The 20,300-nt window shown below is 67.5% G+C and carries 24 protein-coding genes and 2 pseudogenes; 16 read left to right on the forward strand and 10 right to left on the reverse strand.

What is annotated here, in order from left to right:
• Window positions 1-2 precede the first annotated feature (2 nt).
• The 3 genes from ACWEF2_RS28380 to ACWEF2_RS28390 are packed head-to-tail and all read left to right on the forward strand — an operon-like array spanning window position 3 to window position 1,555.
• Window positions 3-617 (forward strand): hypothetical protein, encoded by a 615-nt coding sequence (locus tag ACWEF2_RS28380; protein ID WP_453819390.1) that lies wholly within the window; start codon window positions 3-5, stop codon window positions 615-617.
• A 46-nt stretch (window positions 618-663) separates the two neighbouring features.
• Window positions 664-1,293 carry a hypothetical protein gene (locus ACWEF2_RS28385; RefSeq protein ID WP_453819391.1) on the forward strand — a complete coding sequence of 210 codons (630 nt, stop codon included), beginning with the start codon at window positions 664-666 and terminating at the stop codon, window positions 1,291-1,293.
• The gene (locus tag ACWEF2_RS28390) at window positions 1,247-1,555 is read left to right on the forward strand and encodes a nucleotidyltransferase domain-containing protein (RefSeq protein ID WP_453819392.1); all 309 of its coding nucleotides are present in this window, start codon (window positions 1,247-1,249) and stop codon (window positions 1,553-1,555) included. The genes ACWEF2_RS28385 and ACWEF2_RS28390 overlap by 47 nt, the downstream gene beginning before the upstream one ends.
• A 543-nt stretch (window positions 1,556-2,098) precedes the next feature.
• Here the strand turns inward: ACWEF2_RS28390 and ACWEF2_RS28395 are convergent.
• Together ACWEF2_RS28395 and ACWEF2_RS28400 are read right to left on the reverse strand one after the other, a co-directional pair.
• Complete coding sequence (locus tag ACWEF2_RS28395; protein ID WP_453819393.1) at window positions 2,099-2,794, reverse strand: hypothetical protein; 696 nt, start codon at window positions 2,792-2,794, stop codon at window positions 2,099-2,101.
• Window positions 2,795-3,085: 291 nt separating this feature from the next.
• Complete coding sequence (locus tag ACWEF2_RS28400) at window positions 3,086-4,012, reverse strand: ADP-ribosylglycohydrolase family protein (protein WP_453819394.1); 927 nt, start codon at window positions 4,010-4,012, stop codon at window positions 3,086-3,088.
• Window positions 4,013-4,441: 429 nt separating this feature from the next.
• Between ACWEF2_RS28400 and ACWEF2_RS28405 the strand changes: the two genes are divergently transcribed.
• From ACWEF2_RS28405 to ACWEF2_RS28425, 5 genes are all read left to right on the forward strand, one after another.
• Window positions 4,442-4,783, forward strand: coding sequence for an ArsR/SmtB family transcription factor (locus tag ACWEF2_RS28405; protein ID WP_453819395.1), 342 nt, complete (start codon window positions 4,442-4,444; stop codon window positions 4,781-4,783).
• Between the two features lie 3 nt (window positions 4,784-4,786).
• The gene (locus tag ACWEF2_RS28410) at window positions 4,787-5,293 is read left to right on the forward strand and encodes an SRPBCC family protein (protein ID WP_453819396.1); all 507 of its coding nucleotides are present in this window, start codon (window positions 4,787-4,789) and stop codon (window positions 5,291-5,293) included.
• The gene (locus ACWEF2_RS28415; RefSeq protein WP_453819397.1) at window positions 5,293-5,952 is read left to right on the forward strand and encodes a dihydrofolate reductase family protein; all 660 of its coding nucleotides are present in this window, start codon (window positions 5,293-5,295) and stop codon (window positions 5,950-5,952) included. The genes ACWEF2_RS28410 and ACWEF2_RS28415 overlap by 1 nt, the downstream gene beginning before the upstream one ends.
• Window positions 5,953-6,199: 247 nt before the next feature.
• Window positions 6,200-6,691 (forward strand): hypothetical protein, encoded by a 492-nt coding sequence (locus tag ACWEF2_RS28420; RefSeq protein WP_453819398.1) that lies wholly within the window; start codon window positions 6,200-6,202, stop codon window positions 6,689-6,691.
• Window positions 6,692-7,001: 310 nt separating this feature from the next.
• Entirely contained in the window at window positions 7,002-8,141 is a 1,140-nt protein-coding gene (locus ACWEF2_RS28425; RefSeq protein WP_453819399.1) for an FAD-dependent oxidoreductase, read from the forward strand.
• A 213-nt stretch (window positions 8,142-8,354) separates the two neighbouring features.
• Here the strand turns inward: ACWEF2_RS28425 and ACWEF2_RS28430 are convergent, their stop codons facing one another.
• On the reverse strand, window positions 8,355-8,882 hold the full coding sequence (locus ACWEF2_RS28430; protein ID WP_453819400.1) for a CGNR zinc finger domain-containing protein: 528 nt from the start codon (window positions 8,880-8,882) through the stop codon (window positions 8,355-8,357).
• Window positions 8,883-8,908: 26 nt separating this feature from the next.
• Here ACWEF2_RS28430 and ACWEF2_RS28435 point away from each other — a divergent pair, with 26 nt between their 5' ends.
• The 4 genes and pseudogenes from ACWEF2_RS28435 to ACWEF2_RS28450 all read left to right on the forward strand — a co-directional run bounded on the left by ACWEF2_RS28435 (window position 8,909) and on the right by ACWEF2_RS28450 (window position 12,111).
• Window positions 8,909-9,370 carry a GNAT family N-acetyltransferase gene (locus ACWEF2_RS28435; protein ID WP_453819401.1) on the forward strand — a complete coding sequence of 154 codons (462 nt, stop codon included), beginning with the start codon at window positions 8,909-8,911 and terminating at the stop codon, window positions 9,368-9,370.
• Between the two features lie 181 nt (window positions 9,371-9,551).
• On the forward strand, window positions 9,552-10,292 hold the full coding sequence (locus ACWEF2_RS28440; protein WP_453819402.1) for an MFS transporter: 741 nt from the start codon (window positions 9,552-9,554) through the stop codon (window positions 10,290-10,292).
• Window positions 10,293-10,481: 189 nt separating this feature from the next.
• Window positions 10,482-10,897 (forward strand): annotated as a pseudogene (locus tag ACWEF2_RS28445) (YciI family protein).
• Window positions 10,897-12,111 carry an RNA polymerase sigma factor gene (locus tag ACWEF2_RS28450; RefSeq protein WP_453819403.1) on the forward strand — a complete coding sequence of 405 codons (1,215 nt, stop codon included), beginning with the start codon at window positions 10,897-10,899 and terminating at the stop codon, window positions 12,109-12,111. The pseudogene ACWEF2_RS28445 and the gene ACWEF2_RS28450 overlap by 1 nt, the downstream one beginning before the upstream one ends.
• 842 nt (window positions 12,112-12,953) lie before the next feature.
• Here the strand turns inward: ACWEF2_RS28450 and ACWEF2_RS28455 are convergent.
• From ACWEF2_RS28455 to ACWEF2_RS28470, 4 genes are all read right to left on the reverse strand, one after another.
• A complete protein-coding gene (locus ACWEF2_RS28455) occupies window positions 12,954-13,427 on the reverse strand; it encodes a hypothetical protein (protein ID WP_453819404.1) in 474 nt (157 codons plus the stop codon).
• A complete protein-coding gene (locus ACWEF2_RS28460) occupies window positions 13,424-13,810 on the reverse strand; it encodes a helix-turn-helix domain-containing protein (RefSeq protein WP_453819405.1) in 387 nt (128 codons plus the stop codon). Before ACWEF2_RS28460 ends, ACWEF2_RS28455 begins: the two co-directional genes overlap by 4 nt.
• Window positions 13,797-14,138, reverse strand: coding sequence for a hypothetical protein (locus ACWEF2_RS28465; RefSeq protein ID WP_453819406.1), 342 nt, complete (start codon window positions 14,136-14,138; stop codon window positions 13,797-13,799). Before ACWEF2_RS28465 ends, ACWEF2_RS28460 begins: the two co-directional genes overlap by 14 nt.
• A 440-nt stretch (window positions 14,139-14,578) precedes the next feature.
• Window positions 14,579-15,178: a DUF2249 domain-containing protein gene (locus ACWEF2_RS28470; protein WP_453819407.1), complete on the reverse strand. Its 600-nt coding sequence runs from the start codon at window positions 15,176-15,178 to the stop codon at window positions 14,579-14,581.
• A 55-nt stretch (window positions 15,179-15,233) separates the two neighbouring features.
• Here ACWEF2_RS28470 and fdxA point away from each other — a divergent pair, with 55 nt between their 5' ends.
• From fdxA to ACWEF2_RS28490, 4 genes are all read left to right on the forward strand, one after another.
• Window positions 15,234-15,578, forward strand: coding sequence for a ferredoxin (gene fdxA, locus ACWEF2_RS28475; protein ID WP_355600262.1), 345 nt, complete (start codon window positions 15,234-15,236; stop codon window positions 15,576-15,578).
• 118 nt (window positions 15,579-15,696) lie between these two features.
• The gene (locus ACWEF2_RS28480; protein WP_453819411.1) at window positions 15,697-16,323 is read left to right on the forward strand and encodes a helix-turn-helix transcriptional regulator; all 627 of its coding nucleotides are present in this window, start codon (window positions 15,697-15,699) and stop codon (window positions 16,321-16,323) included.
• 58 nt (window positions 16,324-16,381) lie between these two features.
• A complete protein-coding gene (locus tag ACWEF2_RS28485) occupies window positions 16,382-16,807 on the forward strand; it encodes a hypothetical protein (protein WP_453819408.1) in 426 nt (141 codons plus the stop codon).
• Between the two features lie 48 nt (window positions 16,808-16,855).
• On the forward strand, window positions 16,856-17,275 hold the full coding sequence (locus tag ACWEF2_RS28490) for a cupin domain-containing protein (protein WP_453819409.1): 420 nt from the start codon (window positions 16,856-16,858) through the stop codon (window positions 17,273-17,275).
• Between the two features lie 86 nt (window positions 17,276-17,361).
• Here the strand turns inward: ACWEF2_RS28490 and ACWEF2_RS28495 are convergent, their stop codons facing one another.
• From ACWEF2_RS28495 to ACWEF2_RS28505, 3 genes and pseudogenes are all read right to left on the reverse strand, one after another.
• On the reverse strand, window positions 17,362-18,582 hold the full coding sequence (locus tag ACWEF2_RS28495; protein WP_453819410.1) for an AI-2E family transporter: 1,221 nt from the start codon (window positions 18,580-18,582) through the stop codon (window positions 17,362-17,364).
• A 130-nt stretch (window positions 18,583-18,712) separates the two neighbouring features.
• Complete coding sequence (locus ACWEF2_RS28500; RefSeq protein ID WP_355600267.1) at window positions 18,713-19,927, reverse strand: hypothetical protein; 1,215 nt, start codon at window positions 19,925-19,927, stop codon at window positions 18,713-18,715.
• Window positions 19,928-20,038: 111 nt separating this feature from the next.
• Window positions 20,039-20,300: pseudogene (locus ACWEF2_RS28505) on the reverse strand (phospholipid carrier-dependent glycosyltransferase); the annotation flags it as partial.

The following is a 20,300-nucleotide window of genomic DNA, read 5'->3' on the forward strand; positions in this document are numbered from 1 at the left end:
TTGTGGACATAGTCGACAGTTCTCGATCGGTCTCGATCGCGGAACGGGCCCATGTGGTTGCGCACTCGGACTTGGGACCTCGTGCAGATCAGACGCTATCTGAAGAAGACCGAAGCGACCCAGCAAATATTGTCATGCTGTGCCCAACATGTCATACGCAGGTTGACAAGCTGCCGGACAACTTTCCTGCTGAGGTTTTGTTGTCGAAAAAGGCCTCGCGCGCGGCTGCGGTCGCGCTGGTTGGCGGCACACCAGTTTTCCAGACGAGGATGGATGCACGTCGCGCAGTGAAGGAAGTTCTCGAACGGAACCGCCTGATATTTCGCAACTATGGGCCGGACGTCGATGACGGATCGATTCCCTCTACCGAAGAAGTGGAGAGATGGAGTCGGCATGTTCTCGAAGACATCGTGCCGGGGAACGAGCTCATTGTTGCAATAGTGCGCATCAACGAACGAATCACAACCGTTGAAGATCGGGAGACCGCCGAGCTATTGCGGTTACATACGCGTGACCTCGGGGAGAAGCATCGAGGTCAACCTGTTACAGCTCCGGCTCGCCGCTTCCCGGTAGCCACAGAGAACCTATTTGTCGAGGATGAGTATGACGAGTCCTGATTTTCGATCAAGCTGGTTCGCCTCAACGCTTAGTAAACATTCAGAGGTGACCAATGCCACGATTTCGACTGACGGACTGGTCAGAATTGAGCGGAAGAAGGTCTCTCCGATCACCGTGGCACCATTGGGTGATCGTCGGATCGACAAGCTTATCGTCGAAGCGGTGCTAGCTGAGGTACTTCCCACGGCGATTGTTCTTATTTCTAAGTCTGGTCACTATGACTGGGACGCTCGGGAACTCGCCATGGCAAAAGGTTCAACTATTCTCACCGTCAAAGAGCTATACACATTCATGCATGAGGCGGATCTGCGCCCATTCTTGGATAAGAATGTCAGCTACAACCGCGAGCGCTTGGAGCAGCATTCTCGGATCGTCAAGTGTGACATGATCTGCGAGAGTTCCCTGCGTCTTCGACGAGAAGGTTCACTTAGCGATGTCGTCATTGCCATCGAATACGAGTATGAATTTAGCGAAGAAGCAACTGTGCGTGCTATCAGTCGACACCCGGATGCAGACATCATTCTGAATGCGAACCCCAATGGGAGAGCAACAACGGCCGCTTATTCACACGCTCGTGATGCACGGGTGCCGATCTATAAGATCAGCGAACTGATGGGAGCACTGAATTATGACGGAGATCAACTCCGTACTTACACGCCTCCTAAGCGGCATTGAGGAGCATGTCGCTGAACTTGGCGACATTGAACTCTATCTATTCGGATCATCGACTGGAGGCAAAGCGTTCCCATCAGATGTGGACTTGCTCCTCGTTTATGCCGATGGCGATTTGCTGCGCGGACATGATCTGGCGGAGACAATACGAGAGCTTCCTGTGGGCGAGATCTACGACGTACTAGTCTTGAGCGATTCTGAGGAACGCGAGCTCGAATTTATCGAGAGTGAGCATGCGATCCGGATCTGGCCAATAGCTGTATAGCTTATTCATTGAACGCAATCATCCTGACCAGTACCGCCACGATCGAAAGAGCTCGCTCATCGCTGTGCCAGGCCATGGGTTGAGCGTGTGTGCGGTTGCTGGAGTGGCGGAGGGATCGCCAGCAGGTTGGAAACGTTGTAGGAAGTCAGCGAAAAGTCAGCGGACCTGCTGGCACGGGAGCGCAGTCGAGATCAACGGACGTCATTCCCGCAGCACCTGACGACACCGGATGGCATCCGATGATCGGAAGCGGTACGTCCCACCGGGGTTCGCATCGAAGGGGTCAGGGGTTCGAATCCCCTCATCTCCACCAGACGAAAGGCCCGACTCCAGAACATGGAGCCGGGCCTTTTCGCTGTTCAGAGCTTGATTTTCTGCTCAATGTCCTTCTCCGCCCGCCCGTTCCTCGCCCCCCTGGTAGCCGCCTTTGGGAGAGATGTGGGAGACGGAGTCAGCGGACACCGCGCGAGCCCTGCTATCGCGGTCGCGCGAGGCATGTAGTGGTGACGCCGGGTATTGAAACCCTCTGAATTCCTCCGTTGGTCAGGACTTGCGATCTTGCTCTGGGAGGTAGGGGCTGAAATGGTCGGCGACGATCCCCGCGATCGCAGCGGCGTCGAGGGAACCGTCGACTTCGATCACGCGGATGCCGAGCTGGTGGGCGGTGTGGACGGCGTCCTCCGCGACGAGGCGATCCCGGGTGAGGCGGTTGGCCTGTGCGCGGGCCGGATCGCTGACGCGGTGCCCGAGCGAGGCGGCGCGCGGTAATTCTTGGAGCTGGTGCTGGCGGAACTCTGGCGTGGGCACCATGACGACCATCCGGCGCGGTGAGTTGATGATGGGCGCGACGAGTTCGGGGCGGAGTCCCCAGCCTTCGGCGATGATCGGGTGGCCTGAGACGAGCGCGCGCAGGTCGTCCAGGGCCCACTCGAACCGGGCCGGGAAACCGGCCAGGGTCGTGGCGGCCATCTCTTCTGGGGTGGTGTGGACCCATACCTTGTCCGGGTTGGGCTCGGTGGCCGGCTCGCCGAGGTCGACGCGACGGGCGATCCGGCGATCGTTGTGACCGCGGGCGTCGTGGTAGTCATAGTGATAGACGGTGATGCGGTATCGGACGGCCAAGAGCCGGGCCACGGTCGACTTTCCGGCCCACTGGCCACCGCCGATCCACAATGCGCGGTGCAACGTGTCGAAGGGGTCCCGGACTTCGCTGTCCGCAACGGAGTTACGGCTGGTCATCTGGTGTCCTCCCATGGTGAGTGCGACGGCTGATTGCGGCGGCGGACAGGCCGGCCTCGCCGCCGGGAAGAGTGAACAGGTCGGGGGTGGGCCTGGCGAGGCTGAGCCGTCCGGGGCCGGCCGTTCGTCACCGGCCGCCACGGGCCGGGGTCATGTCCGATCCGCGAGAGGGCGGTAGAGGCGGCCTTTTTCGATGACTGGTGTGTGGGCACTGGCGGAGGGACCCCTCGATAATCAGAGGCGGTCCTTTGGTCTTCTGAGTCACCGTCCGTCGTTCGGAGTCGTCACTGATCAATGCCGCTCTACCAGCGCGTGAGCGAGGTCAAGCAGATGTGGAAGGTGCAGGATCCGGCCGCCGCCTCCGGGAAGGGGGACATGGAGCGGTTCCGTCCAGCGGGCCGGGATCGCGGTCAGTCCGTAGAAGGCGCCGGCCAGGCCGCCGGTGATCGCGGCGACGGTGTCGGTGTCGCCACCCAGGTCGATCGCGGTACGGATTGCGTCCTCGTAGCTATGGGTGGTGCGCAGGGCCCATACGGCGGAGCCGAGGCAGGGCCAGACGGCGCCGTTGACCTCGGTGGCCTGACCGGGATGCCAGTCAGGGGCCAGTATGGTGGCGTATCGCTCGCGGTGGCCGGGGTGAACGGCGGCGAGGGTCTGCGAGAGCTCCCCCAGGGGGTCCGCGCTGCTCAGGGCGAGGCGCACCAGATCGTGAAAGATCGCCGTTCCTTCTCCGGCTGCGGGGTCGCCGTGGGTGAGAGCGGAGATGCGACGGGCGGCGTCCATGGTGGCCTGTCGCCCGTGGGCGGCAAAGTAGACCGCGGAAGGGGTGGCCCGCATCAGTGAGCCGTTTCCGGCGGCGCGGTGGCCGGCGCGGTAATGAGCGGTGGCGGCCTGGTCCCAGGGCAGGCCGCGGGTGAGAACGTCCCGGGTCTGCAGGCCGATGTCCTTGGGGTCGTCGGCCGCCCAGCGTTGGAAGCGGGTAAAAACGTCGGGCAGGTCCAGGCCGCCGTGCTCCAGCAGAGACTCGGCCACGTGGACGGCCATCTGAGTGTCGTCGGTGGCCTCCCCGGCGTCCCAGCCACCGCCCCCGCACATCTCGACTCCGGCACCAGGTGCCGGGAAGCGGGCGGAGAACGCGCCCGCTGGACCGAACTCGAAAGGCGCGCCCAGCGCGTCACCCACTGCCGAACCGACGACTGCCCCGGCGACACGCTCCATGTGATCCACAGCGGCAGGCTATCGAACTGCCCCGGCATGGAAGCTCCGTGACCGACAGGCGGAACTGGCCCGAGGAGGGCTGATGAGAGTCAGCGAAAAGTCAGCGGACCCGCTGACACGTGGACGTGGCCGAGATCACCAGACGGCATTGGCGTGGTACCTGACGACACCTGACGGCATCCGGCGAGCAGGCCCGGCGCGCCCCACCGGGGTTCGCATCGAAGGGGTCAGAGGTTCGAATCCCTTCATCTCCACAAGATCGAAAGGCCCGGCTCCAGTGACTTCCGTTCTAGTGGTCGTCGCCGTCGCGCGTGCCGTCTCCGGATATGCGTTTCCGCAGCCGCTGACAAGGGTCACGATCGTCATCTGACAAGACCCGCCTGATTCCTCCAGCTTGACGCATGCCGATATGGGCATATGATGGCGCCCATGGCACGAGCAGCGACGACGTCGGACGTTTTCAACGCGATCGCCGAGCCGCAGCGCCGGGAGATCCTGGTGCTGCTGCGGGCGGGTGAGCGGCCGGTGACCGAGTTGGCCCAGGAGCTGGGGATGACCCAGCCGGGGGCGTCCAAACACCTGCGGGTGCTCCGGGAGGTCGGGCTGGTGCGGGACCGCAGGGCAGGCAAGCAGCGTCTGTACGGCCTTGACGCCCGCGGGCTGCGACCGGTCCACGAGTGGACCGGCGGGTTCGAGCGGTTCTGGAACGAGAGCTTCGACCGGCTGGACGCGTACGTGCAGGACCTCAAGCAGGCAAGGCAGGAGGAGTGACCGATGGCGGAAACGGGACGGGACACGCCGGCGCAGTCAGCGACGGCCAACCGCGAGATCGTGATCTCCCGGGTCATCAGTGCCCCACGGGAGCTGGTGTTCGAGGCGTTCACCGAAGTCCGGCACCTGTCGCGATGGTGGGGACCGGAGGGGTTCACCACCACCACGCGGGCGTTCGAGTTCCGCGTCGGCGGGGAGTGGGACTTCGTGATGCACGGACCGGACGGGACGGACTACCAGGAGTGGATCTCCTGGACCGAGATCGCCCCGCCGGAGCGGATCGCGCTGCTGCACGGTGAGTCCCGCGGCGACCCGAACGCCTTCGAGTCGGTCCTCACGTTCGCGCCCGACGGCGCGGCGACCCGGATCGAGATGCGCACGGTGTTCCCCACCAAGGAGCTGCACGACGAGGCGGTCGAGAAGTACCACGCGATCGAGGGCGGCCGGCAGACCCTGAGCAACCTGGCTGCCTACGTCACCGAGATCGTTCGGAAGGGAGTTGAGGACTGATGGCCGGAAAGGTGTTCTTCAGCGTGTCCATGTCGCTGGACGGCTTCATCGCGCCGGAGTCGCTGGAGGGGTTCATCTCGCCTGAGCGGCAGGACGACCAGCAGCTCCAGCGCTGGGCGGCGCAGTGGATGGAACTGCAGCAGTGGATATTCCCGCAGCGGTTCTTCCGGGAGAACCTGAAGCTCGGCGAGGGCGGCGAGGAGGGGCGCGACAACGACATCGCGCGGGAGACGTTCGAGCGCACCGGCGCGAGCGTGATGGGCAGGCGCATGTTCGACGCCGGCGAGCAGGCGTGGCCGGAGGAGGCGCCGTTCCACACGCCGGTCTTCGTCGTGACGCACGAGAAGCGTGCCCCCTGGGAGCGGCCGGGTGGGACCACCTTCCACTTCGTCAACGACGGCGTCGAGACCGCGCTCGACCAGGCCCGCGAGGCCGTCGGCGACCGAGACGTCCGTATCGCGGGCGGCGGCGCGACGATCCTGGAGTACGTGAACGCCGGCCTGATCGACGAGTTCTCGATCGCGCTCTCACCCGTGTTGTTCGGCTCCGGAATCCGCCTGTTCGAGGGCGTGGACGCGGACCGTGTGGCCCTGGAGCCGGTCCGCGCGGAGCCGACGCAGCGGGTGACCCACCTGACCTACGCAGTCCGGGAGCGGTGACTGTCTCGACCTCAGCGCTCCCCCGCCGAGGTCAGCAGTGAGGTGAGACCCTCGACGCTCTGAGCGTCAGGAAGGGCGGGCGTTCGGGCCGCGATCTCGGCGGCGCGCTCCTCCGGGAGAGACCTCACGGTGTTGTCGTGGAACTTCCTCGCCGGCTCAGGCTTCGCCGGCGAGTCACCAAGGGCCCCGGCTCCCGCGCCGCCGGTGTCGCGACGGCGTTCAAGCGCGTTGAGGAGGTGCAGGTAGCATGGCGCTGTCGCGCGTAAACAACTGCCTGAAGAGCGTCGTGGCCCCGCTCGTGGTTCCGCTGGGTGCTGTCCTCTTGGTGGTTGGCCTGGGATGGGCCGCGCTGTACTTCTTCTTCGGGCCCGATGTGCGGCGCGTAGACCCGGCCGTGCTCTCGGAGTTACGAACCGTCGGCCGAGTTGTCGGCGAAGACGCCAGTATGCTCCACGAGTGGGAGAACACGTACGTCGAAACGAACGACCTCGTGATCTCCTTCGACGGCAAGGTGAAGGACGACATACTCGCCGCAGCCGAGCAACGGCTGAACCAGAGCGGCTGGTCCGTATCGCGCAGGGAGTCGCCTGAAATCTGGCTGGAGTCGGCCAGATGGCCTTCTGTCCTCGTTACCGTGGAGCAGCTCAAACAGACGCACATGAGCGGCGACCTATGCGAGCAGGTTGCAGCCACGGGGCTGCCAATGGACAACATGGTGTACATAAGCGTCCTGCCGTGAGCCTATGACCCACCGAAATGGAAGCGCCAGTTCTCTCCTCCGGGGACGGAACGTTGGCCACCTACGGCCTGAGCGTTCAGACGCTGCCCTGCTGCGACTAGAGGCTTAGCAGGAAGCGATCTTCTTGGACACGGGAAGCGATCTTCGCAACCCCTCTCGCGCCCCAGGGAGGAGCATGACGCCGGTTCTGCAGCCGTCTCTCGGCAGAGGGGCAATCCACGGTCTTGAGTGTGGCGACGGTGTGGAGGTATGGGGCAGGTAGCGTGCAAACCATCGTACGGATGGGGCACCGCCCCTACCGTCGCAAGGTATGCAGACAGTGGATGTACTGGTCGTGGGTGCGGGCCTGGCCGGCCTGCGCACAGCCCGCCTGCTCGCGCGACGGGAACTGAACGTGATGGTGGTCGACCGTCGCAGGTCGCTGTCGACGGGCATCCGCACGACAGGGATCTTCGTGCGCCGCACCCTCGATGACTTCGACGTGCCGGATCACCTGCTCGGGCCAGGCGTCCGGGACGTGCTGCTGTATCCGCCGTCGAGGCGGGCACCGATCCGGCTCACCAGCGACCGGGACGAGTACCGCGTGGCCGACATGGCGGCCGTCTACGAGCACGCGCACCGCGCGGCGGAGTCGGCCGGGGCACGGGTCTTCCTGGGCGTACGGTATGTCGACGCGTCGATGGGTTCTGTGCGGTTCGAGGGTGCGGAACCGGTGGCGGCCCGGTTCATCGTCGGCGCGGACGGTGCCCGCTCCCGAGTGGCCCGTGATCTCGGCCTTGATGTCAACCGGCGCTTCCTCGTCGGTGCCGAGATCGTCCACCCGATCGCGTCGGGCACGACCACCCCGGCGTTCCACTGCGTGCTGGATCCCCGGATCGCTCCGGGGTACCTGGGATGGGTCATCGACGACGGCCGGCACGCGCATGTTGGTGTCGCGGGATATCCGAACGCGATGCGCGCCGGCATCCGCCACCTGCTGGACGCCTTCGTCGCGGATGCGCCCGGCGGTACACCGCCGACCGGGCCGGTCGAGCGCCGAGGTGGTCCGATTCCGGTCGGCGGTGTGCTGCGACGGCTGGCGTGCCCCGCCGGTCTGCTCGTCGGAGACGCGGCGGGCGCGGTGTCACCGCTGACGGCCGGTGGGTTGGACCCTTGCTTACGTATGTCCGAACTGGCCGCGGCGGTCACCGCCGGGTACCTGCGTACTGGCGACCAGCGGATGCTGAGCCGGTACGACGGGAACGCGTTGCGGACCCGGTTTCGAGGCCGACTGTTGCTGCGCCGCGTGTTCGCCGGCATCCGATCCCCTGCTGCGGCAGAGGCGGCGGTGACCGTGCTGCGCGGTCGTGCCGGTCGTGCCTTGGCGGCGCGGATCCTGTTCGGCGACGGCTCGTTTCCCGAGGTCGACCCACGGCTCGCGGACCTGGCGATCGACCACCTTCACCGGTAACGCCGACGGTCGGCGGACGAGCCCGCTCCACCGCGCCCCGGGGTCTGACCGACAACCCGCAGGCCTGGCCCCACGCGGACCTGGCCGGGCACCCGGCCGCCGCCGTCGTCCAGGCGATCGCCGCCACCCTCCCCGGTGAACTCGCCGCGCGGAAGCTGAGCCGACGCGGCCTGGCCACCCTGTCGACGCCGGCTACCGTCGCCTGCCGGGCGGTCAGGTGGGGGGCGTGGACCGACGGGCGCGGTGGCGGCGTACCGCATCCCGGTTGGCGCACGGCTGGGAGCAGTAACGCTGCCGTGCGGTGCGTGAGGTGTCCGCGAAGATCGTCTCGCAACCGGCGGCGGCACACCGTCCGAGCCGGTCCATGCCCCGGCTGACGAAGTGCATCGCCGTGCCCACGGAGATCAGCGCGAACAGCACCGCGCCGAGCGGCTGCAGGTCGTCGCGGTAGTGCAGGTGCCAACCATGAGCGTGGTCGGTCAGCCGGGGGTAGGCGGCCGACCGGGCCAGCATCTCGTTGACCAACTCGGCCTTCGCGCGCTCGCCCGTGGTGTCGACGACCTTCGTCCAGACGTCGATGACGGCGAGGGCCTGGTCGAGATCCGACGGTTCGACGGGGCGTTCCAGTACCAGACCGGCCGTGCGGCAGCGGCCGGCGAGCTCATCGGCGCTCGCCGGTGGGTGGTTCGCCAGTTCCGCGGCGAAGTTCACCACGTCCGCGCCGTAAGGGTTGAGGTGCACAAGCTCATTACATCAGCCTGTACGTCATGACGCGGACAGCAACAGAGCACGACATTCCGGAGCTCGTCCGTCTCCGGGCACTGCTCTTCGACGACCTCGGCGACTTCTTCAACCCCGCGAACGCCGGTGACGACTGGCGCGACGCGCTCGCATGGGTTTTCAAGCAGAAGCTGGCCGAACCCGACTGCCGGATCCTGGTCGTGGATGGCGACACCGGCCTGGCCGCCTGCGGCATCGGCACGATCGAACAGTGGTTCCCCGGCCCCCACTCCCGCAACGGGAGGATCGGCCACGTCATCGGCATGGTCACCGACCCGTCGTACCGGCGGCGTGGGCACAGCCGGGCGATCATGCTCGGTCTGCTCGATTGGTTCCGTGACCGCAACGCCGTGCGGGTCGACCTCACCGCCTCCCACGAGGCGGAACCGCTCTACCGGCAGCTCGGCTTCTCCGACCACCCCGACCCCTTGTTGTGCTGGAAGCCGTGAGGACATCGCAGTACCGCTGGGTCATTCTGGGGGTCGCGACTTTCACTCAGGCCGCGGCCGCGTTTTTCGTCCAGGGCATCGGCGCGATGAGTGTCCACCTGCGACAAGACCTGGAGCTGAACACGACCCAACTGGGCCTGCTGCTGTCGGCGGCTCAGCTACTCCTCTCGCCGGACTACTCGTGGCGGGACGACTGCTGGACCGCCACGACGAACGCTGGGTCGTCGGGATCGGTGCTCTTGTGGTCGCCGTCGCGCTGGCCGCCGGCAGCTCGGCCCCGGGGTACGTCTCCTTGCTCGTCGTTCTGCTGATCGTCGGTGCGGGGTACAGCACCATTCAGCCGGGCGGCAGTAAATCGGTGGCGTCCTGGTTCGACGCCTCGCAGCGTGGCTTGGCCATGGGTATCCGCCAGGCGGGGCTCCCGCTCGGGGGCGTCCTCGCCGCCCTCGCACTTCCCTCACTGGCAACGGCCTTCGGCCGGCGGTCGACGCTCGTGGCCGGCGCGCTCGTCGCACTGTCAGGCGCCGTCGCCTTCATGGCCTTCTACCGCCGCCCACCTGACCGGCGCCCAATGCCGACCACGTCCCGCGTGCGGCTGGAACTGCTCCGCGAACCGTACATGAAGAAGATCATCTTGTCCGGTATGAGTATGGTGTCGGTGCACAGCGGCGTGGGCGTCCTCACCGTGCTGTACCTGCACGAGGTGACGTCCATGGACTCCGCCTCGGCGGCCTTCACCACGGGATCGCTGTGCAGAAGATGCGCCAGATGTTGCAGTGCGTGCGCCACCACGTTTTCGGCCCGACAGCCCCTCCGACGCCGGGCTCGCCGGAGCGGGGACCCCTGGCGAGCCGGTAGTCCATCAGTTCCTCGCTTCCGAGTCCGCCCATCACGATGCCGCCCTCCAAAGCTGCGACGTTAAGCTTTCTGATCAGCAGGGCGTCCGCGTCAGCCATCGCTCAGGGGCCGGTCTGACGGGCGAAACGCGGGTCGGAGGGATCGGCCGCGTCGCGGCGAGAGATTTCTCCGGGGCCGTGTCGATCCGCGGGCCGCTCGTTCGACGTGTGGGTGCGAGGGTCGAGAGGCGGCCCCGCCGGATGAGGAGAACGCGATGCCGAAGTACATACTGATCATGCGGGGCACCGACGAGTCGAACGCGGCCATGATGGCTTCGATCGACGAGGCGATGGCCACGACCCGCCAGTTCATCGAGGAGATGGTCAAGGCCGGCGTTCTCCTCGCGGCGGAGGGGCTGGACGATCCGGGCCAGGGCGTCGTGGTTGACTTCAGCGGCGAGGCCCCGGTGGTCACGGACGGGCCGTACGGCGAGACCAAGGAACTGTTCGGGGGCTTCTTCCTGCTCGACGTCGCCTCGAAACAGGAGGCGGTCGAGTGGGCCAAGCGGGTCCCGGCGACCCCCGGGTCCAAGATCGAGGTCCGGCGGGTGCCCGGGAGCGACGAGGTCCCGCAGGTCGACGAGTGATCATCAAGGACTGGGCCGGGCGCGAGAGCAACGGCCGGATCTGATGGGTACGGCCGACGTCGAGGCCGTCTGGCGGATCGAGTCGGCGCGGATCGTCGCCGCGCTGACCCGGTTCACCGGCGATTTCGGGCTGGCCGAGGACGCGGCCCAGGAGGCGGTGGCCGAGGCGCTGGTGTCGTGGCCGCTCGCCTCTCCGGCCAATCCGGCCGGCTGGCTGATGGCCACGGCCCGGCGGCGGGCGATCGACGCGATCCGCCGCCGGACCGCCCTCCAGGACCGATACGCCCTGCTGGCGGCCGACTTGGCGGTTGACGAGGAAATCGATCCCGACAAGATCGACGACGACGTGCTGGCGCTGATGTTCGTCAGCTGCCACCCGGTGCTCTCCCCCGAGGCCCGGGTGGCGCTGACCCTGCGCGTGGTCGGCGGCCTGTCCAGCGAGGAGATCGCTCGCGCGTTCCTCGTACCCGTGCCGACCGTGCAGGCTCGCATCACCCGGGGCAAGAAGACGATCGCGGCGGCCGGGGTGCCGTTCGAGCTGCCGCCGGCCGCCGAGCGCCGGGAGCGGCTGGGCGGCGTGCTCAGCGTCCTCTACGTGATCTTCACCGAAGGGGCGACGGCCACGTCGGGCGACCGGCTGCTGCGCCCCGACGTCGCGTACGAGGCGATCCGGCTGGCCCGCACGCTGGCCGCGCTGCAGCCGGACGAGCCGGAGGTGCACGGCCTGCTGGCGTTGTGCGAGCTGACGGCCGCGCGTTTCCCGGCCCGGACCGGTCCGGACGGTTCGCCGGTCCTGCTCGACGAGCAGGACCGGCGGCGGTGGGACTTCTCGGCGATTCGCCGTGGGCTGGCCGCGCTGGCCAGGGCATCGACTCGCGGCCTCGGCCCCTACGGCCTGCAGGCCGCGATCGCCGCCTCCCACGCGTCGGCGCCCTCGGTCGAGGCGACCGACTGGGACCGGATCGTGGTGCTCTACGAGGCGCTCGGCCGGGTCGCGCCCTCGCCGGTGGTCGAGCTCAACCGGGCCGTCGCCGTTGCCATGGCCTCGGGCCCGGCGCAAGCCCTGGCCATCGTGGACGAGCTGATCGCCTCGGACCGGCTCCCCGGTTCGCATCTGGTTCCGACCGTACGCGGTGAGCTGCTGGCCCGGCTCGGACGGCGACCGGAAGCGCGCGCCGAGCTGGAGCTGGCGGCCCGGCTCTGCGCCAACCAGCGCGAACGCTCAGTGCTGCTGCGCAAGGCGGCCACGCTGGGCTGACTTCTCCAGCTCGGCCGGGATTCGAGCGCGGCCCGGACGCCGTCGATCGCGTCGGCTCCGACGGCCAGGCGCAGCGGCGGCTCCGCGCTGCCGGCGATCGCGACGATCGCGTCGGCCACGTCGGTGAATCCCCGAACCGGGGCCGGTCTGGAGATCGATGTGGAGATTGTCGAACGCGATCGCGCGGGCAAGGGATTCGTCCCCCGGCCGACACGGGGATCGTCGAGCAGACCTACGGCACCTTGATGCTCCATCGGCGCCTGGTCCGCGACTACGATCACCTGCCGACCGCTTCCGAATCGCGGGTGTATTGGGCGATGATCGACGTGATGTCTCGCCGGTTGACCCGTGCGTCCGCGGCGTCGTGGCGGTCGACATGACCAGGCTGGAGGCGCAGCCGCCCGATCCCGGAACGTGGCTACGTGACCGTAACGGCCCTGCATGCTCGGGTCCTCATGCCCCATCCGCTTGACCTTCGGGGCCTTCTTGACCCCCACGTCGTCCATCCACGTCTGATGCCCGTGCCTCAGCCTGTGCGGGGCGAGACCCTTCCGGATCGGCGACCGGCTCACCAGGTGCGGCCGTTCGCCTGGGGGAGACGTCATCAGCTGCCGGCCGCTCCGCTGGTAGTGCCCGCTGGGGGATGGGAACAGGTAGCGGTCGCCGGGGCACTCCTGATCGCTGTGGCCACCCACCGGGGCGCGGATGTGGTGCAGCTGCGCCGGGTGTCTGGGATGGGACGTCGGTGGTGGCGATTTTGGCGCCGACGGTGATCGGTCGCTCGGTTTCCGTGTGGCAAAGCCCCCGCCTGATCGGGCGAGGGGCTCCCGTCGAGTGGATGTTTACACGTCCGCCGGCGTTTCGCTGGTCGACAGTTCAGCCAGTTCGTGTGCCGTCAGCGGCTGAAGGCCGAACGACGGGTAACCCATCTGCGTGGTCATCATGTGCACAAAGGCGCGCGCGTATGGGTGGACTGTGAGTGTGGATGAGACCGCGCCGAGCATGTCCAGCTCTTCGCGGGAGAAGGACACCTCTGCGGGAGTCTTGTAATCGACGACGTATGTCACCTCCACCTTCCAGCAGAGGTCTTCCTTGCCGCCCCTGGACAGGCGGTTGGCGACGACGGTGTACGCCACTCGCATGGCGATGCTTTCGGCTGTCTGCTCAGGTGTGACTTCAATGCCCATCTGTACGGTCAGCTGACCGGCTTTGAGCGGTAGGCCCACTTCTGAGTTTGATCGTTCGAGGCGGATGTTGGAGAGCCCCAGCTGGGCTTCCACCCGTGTTGCGGCAGTCGCGATCTCTTCGGGAGTCATGCCGCTGTGCTCGCCTGCCTGACCACATGAAGTCTTGCGCCCGTTGAGGTGTAGCGGACCTCGGGTTCGCAAACCTTCTCCTCCTGCATCTGCAGGGACAGGGAACGAACCGCCTCCGGGGGAGCGTTGTGGTCGCAGCGGCCGAGCACGACCTTGAAGCCGAGGGCGTCCATCATTCCGGCCAGTGTTCGCAGGGTGAGGTTGCGTGCGCCGGCGAGACGCTGTGTGATCTCAGAGGGGCGCACATCCAGGCGTCGGGCCAGTTCCTGCCGGGTGATGCCTCGTGTTTCGATGGCTTCCGCGACCAGCTCTGTGGCTGCGAGGAGGAGTTCCTCCTCGGCGAACAGTCGGCGGGTCTCGGGTGTGTCGTCAAACCAGCTCATCGTCACTCCCTTCTCCGAAGATCTTTCGTGCCCGACCCACTTCTCGTGGAACACCCCGTGTCTCGCCTGCTTTCGCGCTGCCGTGAGTGGCGTACCAGATGCTGCCATCCCTGATGCCGTACAGCCGCCAAGCGCGAGGGCTGTGAACCTTCCACTCGTACACTCGCGGATCTTTGGTGTCGGTCGCCAACATTCGGAAGCGCTCTTTGGCGAGCAGGACGTCATGATCAAGTTGCCGTGCGAACAGCGCCTTGAAGGTGGCCTGAGCGGGCAAGGGCAGGCTCTTGAGGAAGTCGACCGCGGGAAGAGATCCGTCTGACAGTCTCACCGCCATCACCTTCCCGTGAGCACCGGCGTACAGCTCGAAGGGTCCGGTGCCAGTTTCAGTCATAGCTTAAGTTCACCACAAGATGGTTTGCTCCTTGGGAAGGAAGAACTGACTTAAACGAGACTTCCACCTGCGGCCGGCACGCTCTCGATTCGCTGGCGTGACCAGGCAGAACCGTCACCTTACATACCAATCATGATCATATTTTGAACTTTGCGAAACTCCCGGAACGGCGCTCGCTCCGTCTCGCCGAGTGAGATGGCTTCTGCCTCCGATGTCCTCACCCTGGGGATGGCGCCGAGTTCCTCGATCCAGTCGGCCATGGAGGAGTCATCGAGGTCCCCGCTGTCCGGAAACCTGCGCGGTGCCTCGGCCCCTGGCGGTCCGTTGTAACGGGCGGGGACCTCCAGCCGGAACGCGGTGTGCTGTTCGCCGCCGGTTCAGGGCCGGTCGGCGATGTCGAGGACCAGGGACCGGCGTCGTTGGTGGACGGTGAGGTAGGTCAGGCCGCTCGCCCCGGTGGTGAAGCGGCGTTGGGAGAGCCGGGGAAGCCAGACGAGCGCTCCGGGGTGCAGGGGAAGCGTGTCCAGTTCGGTGTCCAGCCGGCCGTCTCCGCTGAGCACGAGGAGAAGGACGTCGAGGGCGGGCCCCGCGTGCGTCTCGACGGTGGTGCCGGGCCGCAGGTGGACGATGTTGGAGTCGAGGTCGCGCCTGCTCATCTGGAGTTTCCACACCGCCCCCGCCGCGTCGGAGGCGTGGGGGCCGGCGGCGACGGCGTGGGCGTCGGTGAGGACCCGCGGCAACGGGGTGGAGGCGAGTTTGCCGATCCGGATCCGCCAGACGCCGGGCCCCTTGTCGAGGTAGTCCCAGCGGTGGTCGCCCGGATGGTCGAGTTCGAACTCCTGTCGCAGGTGTTTCGGATCGTGGTTGTTGACCAGCACGAAGGACTCGCCGACGGCGAGGCCGTCGAACTCCTGGAAGATCCGGGGGTGCTTGTCGGGCTTGCGCAGCGGCCGTACGTCGAGCTCCTGGTCGGGCATGGCGTTCCTCTCGTCGGCTCTATTTATACAAGTCATTTTTGTATAAACTCAAGCCATGACATACGTGATCGGGCTTCCCTGCGTGGACGTCAAGGACCGGGCGTGTGTGGAGGAGTGCCCGGTCGACTGCATCTACGAGGGCGGGCGGAGCCTGTACATCCACCCGGACGAGTGCGTGGACTGCGGTGCCTGCGAGCCGGTCTGTCCGGTCGAGGCGATCTACTACGAGGACGATCTCCCGGTCGCGCTGGGTGCCTATCTGGCCGACAACGAGCGCTTCTTCACCGAGACCCTCCCCGGCCGGGACACGCCTCTGGGGTCGCCCGGCGGTGCGGCCAAACTGGGTGCGCTGAGTGCCGACACGGCGATGGTCGCGGCCCTGCCGCCGCAGGGGGCGTGAGCCGGCCGTGGCCGAGCGGCGGCGGAAACCCCGTGGAAGCGACGACGTCCCGGGCGGCGCGACGTCGGCACGGGCTGCCGAACATCCCACTGCGCCGGCGACCGGCCGCCGGCGGCTCATCGTGACGATGCTTCGCCGATCCGAGACACCCCTCGGGGTGGCCGACATCGCCGAGCGGCTCGGGGTCCATCCCAACACGGTGCGGTTCCATCTCGACGCCCTGGCCGACACGGGCCAGGTCGAGCGGGTGCACACCGCGTCGGCCGGCCCCGGCCGGCCACCGCTGCTGTTCCGGGCGAGGCCGGGAATGGACCGTGGCGGGCCGCGCAACTACCGCCTGCTGGCCGAGATCCTGGCCGGCGGTCTGGCCGCCGACCCGGAACCCGCCACCAGGGCGACCGAGGCCGGCCGGGTATGGGGCGGCCTCTTGATCGATCAGTCGGCTCCGCCGGTCGCCCTCACCCGGGAGCAGGCGGTGCGCAGGCTGGTGAGCCTGCTCGACGACCTCGGTTTCGCACCCGAGGAACGATCGGCCGATGGTGATCACAGGCAGATCGGGTTGCGGCACTGCCCGTTCCTTGAGCTGGTCGCCACCCGGGCCCAGGTGATCTGCCCGCTGCACCTCGGGCTCATGCAGGGGGCGATGACAGCGCTCGGCGCGCGGGTGACGGTGGGCCGGCTCGACCCGTTCGCCGAGCCCGATCTGTGCCTCGCGCACCTCACGGCAGCGGGCGGCACAGGATGACCGGTCACGCGGGCCGGCAGGCCTGTGGAGAGACCGTCCGGAGAGAGAGGACCTGGAGATGACTTCCGCGTCGGCCGTTGCCGTAGGTGTGACGTTCGTGTGGCTCGGGATGGTACTGGCCGTCTCGTTCCTGGAGACACCGTTGAAATTCCGCGCGCCCGGAGTGGACCTGCGCATCGGGCTCGGGATCGGCCGGTTGGTCTTCCGTGCCCTCAATGGCGTCGAAGCCGTTCTCGCCGTGGTGCTCATCATCATGATCACCGTTGGCGGAGTGCCGGTCGGGACCGTGGTCGCCGCCGTCGTCGCGGTCGCGGTCCTGGCGGTGCAACTCGGCGCGGTCCGGCCGCGACTGACCCGGCGCTCCGACCGCGTCCTCGCCGGGGAGGACGTTCCACGATCAAGGGGCCACCACGCTTACGTCGCCTTCGAGATCGCCAAGGTCGCGGCCCTGCTCGCCACCGGCATCCTGCTGCTGGCGGCTTGACCTCCTCCCCGCGGCTGAGGGCGGGGTCTCCACACTCAAGGAATTTCGATGAACCGACCGACACCGAAAGGCACCACCATGCAGTCGATCTCCCTGGGTTCCCTGGCGAACGAGCACCTGACCACAGCGCGACAGGCCAGGAGCGGACGCAGCGCCCACACTGTTTACGGCGGACACCGGCACTCCTTGCGTCAGACGCTGCTCGCACTCGCCGCCGGACGGGGTCTTGACGATCACGAGAGCCCCGGCGAGGCCACCCTGCAGGTGCTACACGGACGCGTACGCCTCGCGACCGGCCACGACACCTGGGAGGGGGCGGCCGGTGACTACCTCGTCATACCGTCGGAGCGACACAACCTGACCGCGATCGACGACTCCGTCGTTCTGCTCACCGTGGCGGTACATCCCGGCCCGGCGACCGGAGACGAGTCTCCCCGGGCCGGGGAGGCGCACAGCCCGTCAAGCTGAGCGCGGAACGCGCCGCGGCGCAGCCGGTCTCGCGCCGGTGGGCCCGAGGCCGCTCGACGTGCCGGTCGTCCTGATCCGTCCGCGGGTCAGGCCCGTTCCTGGCGGGGCATGACCACCTCGCGGACGATGAGCAGGACCGCGGCGACCAGCGGGATGCCCAGCAGGGCGCCCACCACGCCCAGCAGGGCGCCGCCGAGCAGGGCGCCGACGATCGTGGCGAGCGGCGGGACGTCCACCGAGCTCTTCATCACGCTCGGCGCGATCCAGTAGTTCTCGATCTGCTGATAGACGGTGAAGAAGATCACACAGACGATGCCGACGGTGGGGGAGACGAAGAATCCGACGATGGAGGCGGCTCCGGCGCCGATGAAGGCACCGACCATGGGGATCAGGTCGGTCAGGGCCACGATCAGGGCGAGGGCCAGGGCGTAGGGGACCTCCATCAGGACCAGGAAGAAGAAGGTCGTCACTCCGGCGATCAGCGAGACGATCAGGTTTCCCGCGACGTAGCCGCCGATGCTGTCGATGATCTGGTCGCCGAGCAGGCCGGCCCGGGTCCTGCGGGACCGGGGGATGAGGCGATAGGTCATCTTCTTGAGTGAGTTCAGCGAGCCCAGGAAGTAGAGCGTCAGCACCAGCACGGTCAGCGCGTTGAAGACCGCCCCGATCAGCACCTGGCCGAAGCCGAGTACGCCGCCGAACATCTGGGTGCCGAAGTCGCCGCTTGTCACATACCGCTGGAGCTTCTCCAGGAGCTGGAAACGCTGATCCAGGTCGCGGATCAGCGGGTTGTTCTGCAGCTCCTGGACGTACTGCGGGATCCTCTCCACGAAGTCGGTCGACTGGGCGGTGAGCGGCGGCACCACGGCCAGGCCGAAGACGGCGAAGACGGCGATGACGCCGAGGAAGACCACGGTGATCGCGACAAGGCGGGAGAGGCCGAGTCGTTGCAGACCCTCGACCCCGGGGTTCAGGCCGATGGCCAGGAAGAGCGAGACGACGATGAGGATCAGCACCGAACTCGCGCTCACCACGGCCTGCACCAGCCACCAGGCGGTGAGTACGCCGAGGGCGGCGGTGAAGCCGAACACGAACGGATTGCCGCGCATCGACCGGCCCGGCGGGCCGAAGGGCAGGTCGGGAGAGGGCGCGCCGGTCCGCGGGGCGCCGGGCGGGGGTACGGGGCCGACCGAGGTGAGGGTCGGCTCGCCCGGCGACGGAGGCGGTTCCGGTGTGGGAGGCGGTTCCGGCGCGCCGGCGCGGTCGGGGGAGGGGGCGGCACGGTTGGGGGAGAGGGGCTCGGACACGCCTGGGCACTGCCCTTTATGGGACGAAACAATCTGTCTTCAGCAGATAGTGAAATATCCTGATTTAAGTGATGGTGGGGCTTCTGTCGGCCTCGGGTCCGGCCCCCGGCTCGACGGTGGTCCGGCGGGCTCAGGTCAGGTTGACGTACTGGCGGGGGCGCAACGCGTGGTTTCGCAGGGCGGCCAGGGCGGCCGAGCGGCCCGCCGGGGTGAGCCCGCCGGCCACCCGGAGGCCGAACGCGTCCAGGCGCCGTCCCAGTTCGGTCAGTGAGGCGTCGACCTCGGAGGTCTGCCACTCCTCGCAGTCGATCACCGCGGTGACCCGGTCGCGGTCGGCCGGCGAGCCGTCGGCCAGCAGCATCAGCGCCACCTCCCTGGCGGACGCCCTGAACTCGTGCTCCCCCGACGCCGGGGCCAGCAGCGCGGCGGCCGCGGTCTCCCAGAGCAGGTCGGGGTCTTCGAGCAGGCGCTCCCCGGTCGCGGTGGTCACCAGCCGTCTGCCCGCGCGGCGCAGCGCGCCCATCTGCCCCTGGGCCACCTCCCGGACCGCCGCCAGCTCGGCGGCGCTCCAGGTGCTCTCCGCGAGCACGGAGCGGGCGAGGTTGTGCCGCTGGGTCAGCGGGATGCCGCCAGGGCGGCGGCCTATCCGCAGCAGCCACCGCAGCGCCTCCAGGTGATCCTCGGCCGGGGCCGGGATCGGGGCGTGCAGGCGCACCTCGAAGGGCTGGGCCAGCTCCCGCCAGGCGGTACCCCGGCCGAGCACCCAGCGGTTGAGCCGCTCCCCCTGCACCCGGTGGAGCCAGTTGTCCCCGCCCAGCTCAGGGCGGGGTGTGGTGAGCCAGAGCCTGGTCAGCGTGGTCCGCTCGGGTGAGTCCTGGCGGAGCTCTCCCGAGACGATGGCGAGCTCCAGGGCTGCGGAGCAGGCGCCGTGCGCGCCCAGCTCTTCGGGCCCCATGATCGAGCTCCACCGGAGCTCCGGCACGTCCGGCGGGAGCACCCCGGTGGCGTTCAGCGCGCTCTGGTAGGCGGCCATCCCGGCGTCCTCGCCGGAGCGGGTGTAGACGCGCAGGATCCGCGCGGTCGTGGCGGAGAGGCAGATCGCGGCGTAGCGTTCCAACCCGCCCAGCCGTAACAGGCTGCCCAGCGCGCGGGCGATCGCGGTACGGTCGCCGCCGACCTTGGTCGGCAGGGTGTACCAGAGGAACTCGCACACGTTGAGCTCGGTGATCGTCTCCAGCGGTTCGCCGCCGGTCAACCAGTCGATCGCGCTCCGGGCGTGCTCGGCGCAGTCTGGCTCCGATCGCTCCAGCTCGGAGAGGAGCGCGGCCACGTCCGGTGCAGGCATGCTTCGAAGTCTGCCGTATACGGGCCTGCTCTGACGATGAACGTGACGTAATGGATCGTGCACGTCGCCTACCCTAGGAAATCAATGCTAAGCAGCTCATATGCCCAACGGTCAGATCCAGCCTTTTTTGAAGAGCATGCGGGAGCTCCAGTCCGCGTAGGGGATGATCTCGGCGGTGAGCACGGGGTAGAGCCACCAGAAGTTGACGAGCGCGAGCAGCGTGAAGGCGCCCACCACCGAGGCGCCGGTGATCCGCCTCCGCAGCGTGGCGTCGGCGGGGCCGATGATCAGTCCGGCGGCGAGCACGATGGCCAGGATCATGAACGGGACCATGGCGACGGCGTAGAACATGAACATGGTGCGGTTGTCGGCG

It is taken from the genome of Streptosporangium sp. NPDC004631 (genome assembly GCF_053601935.1).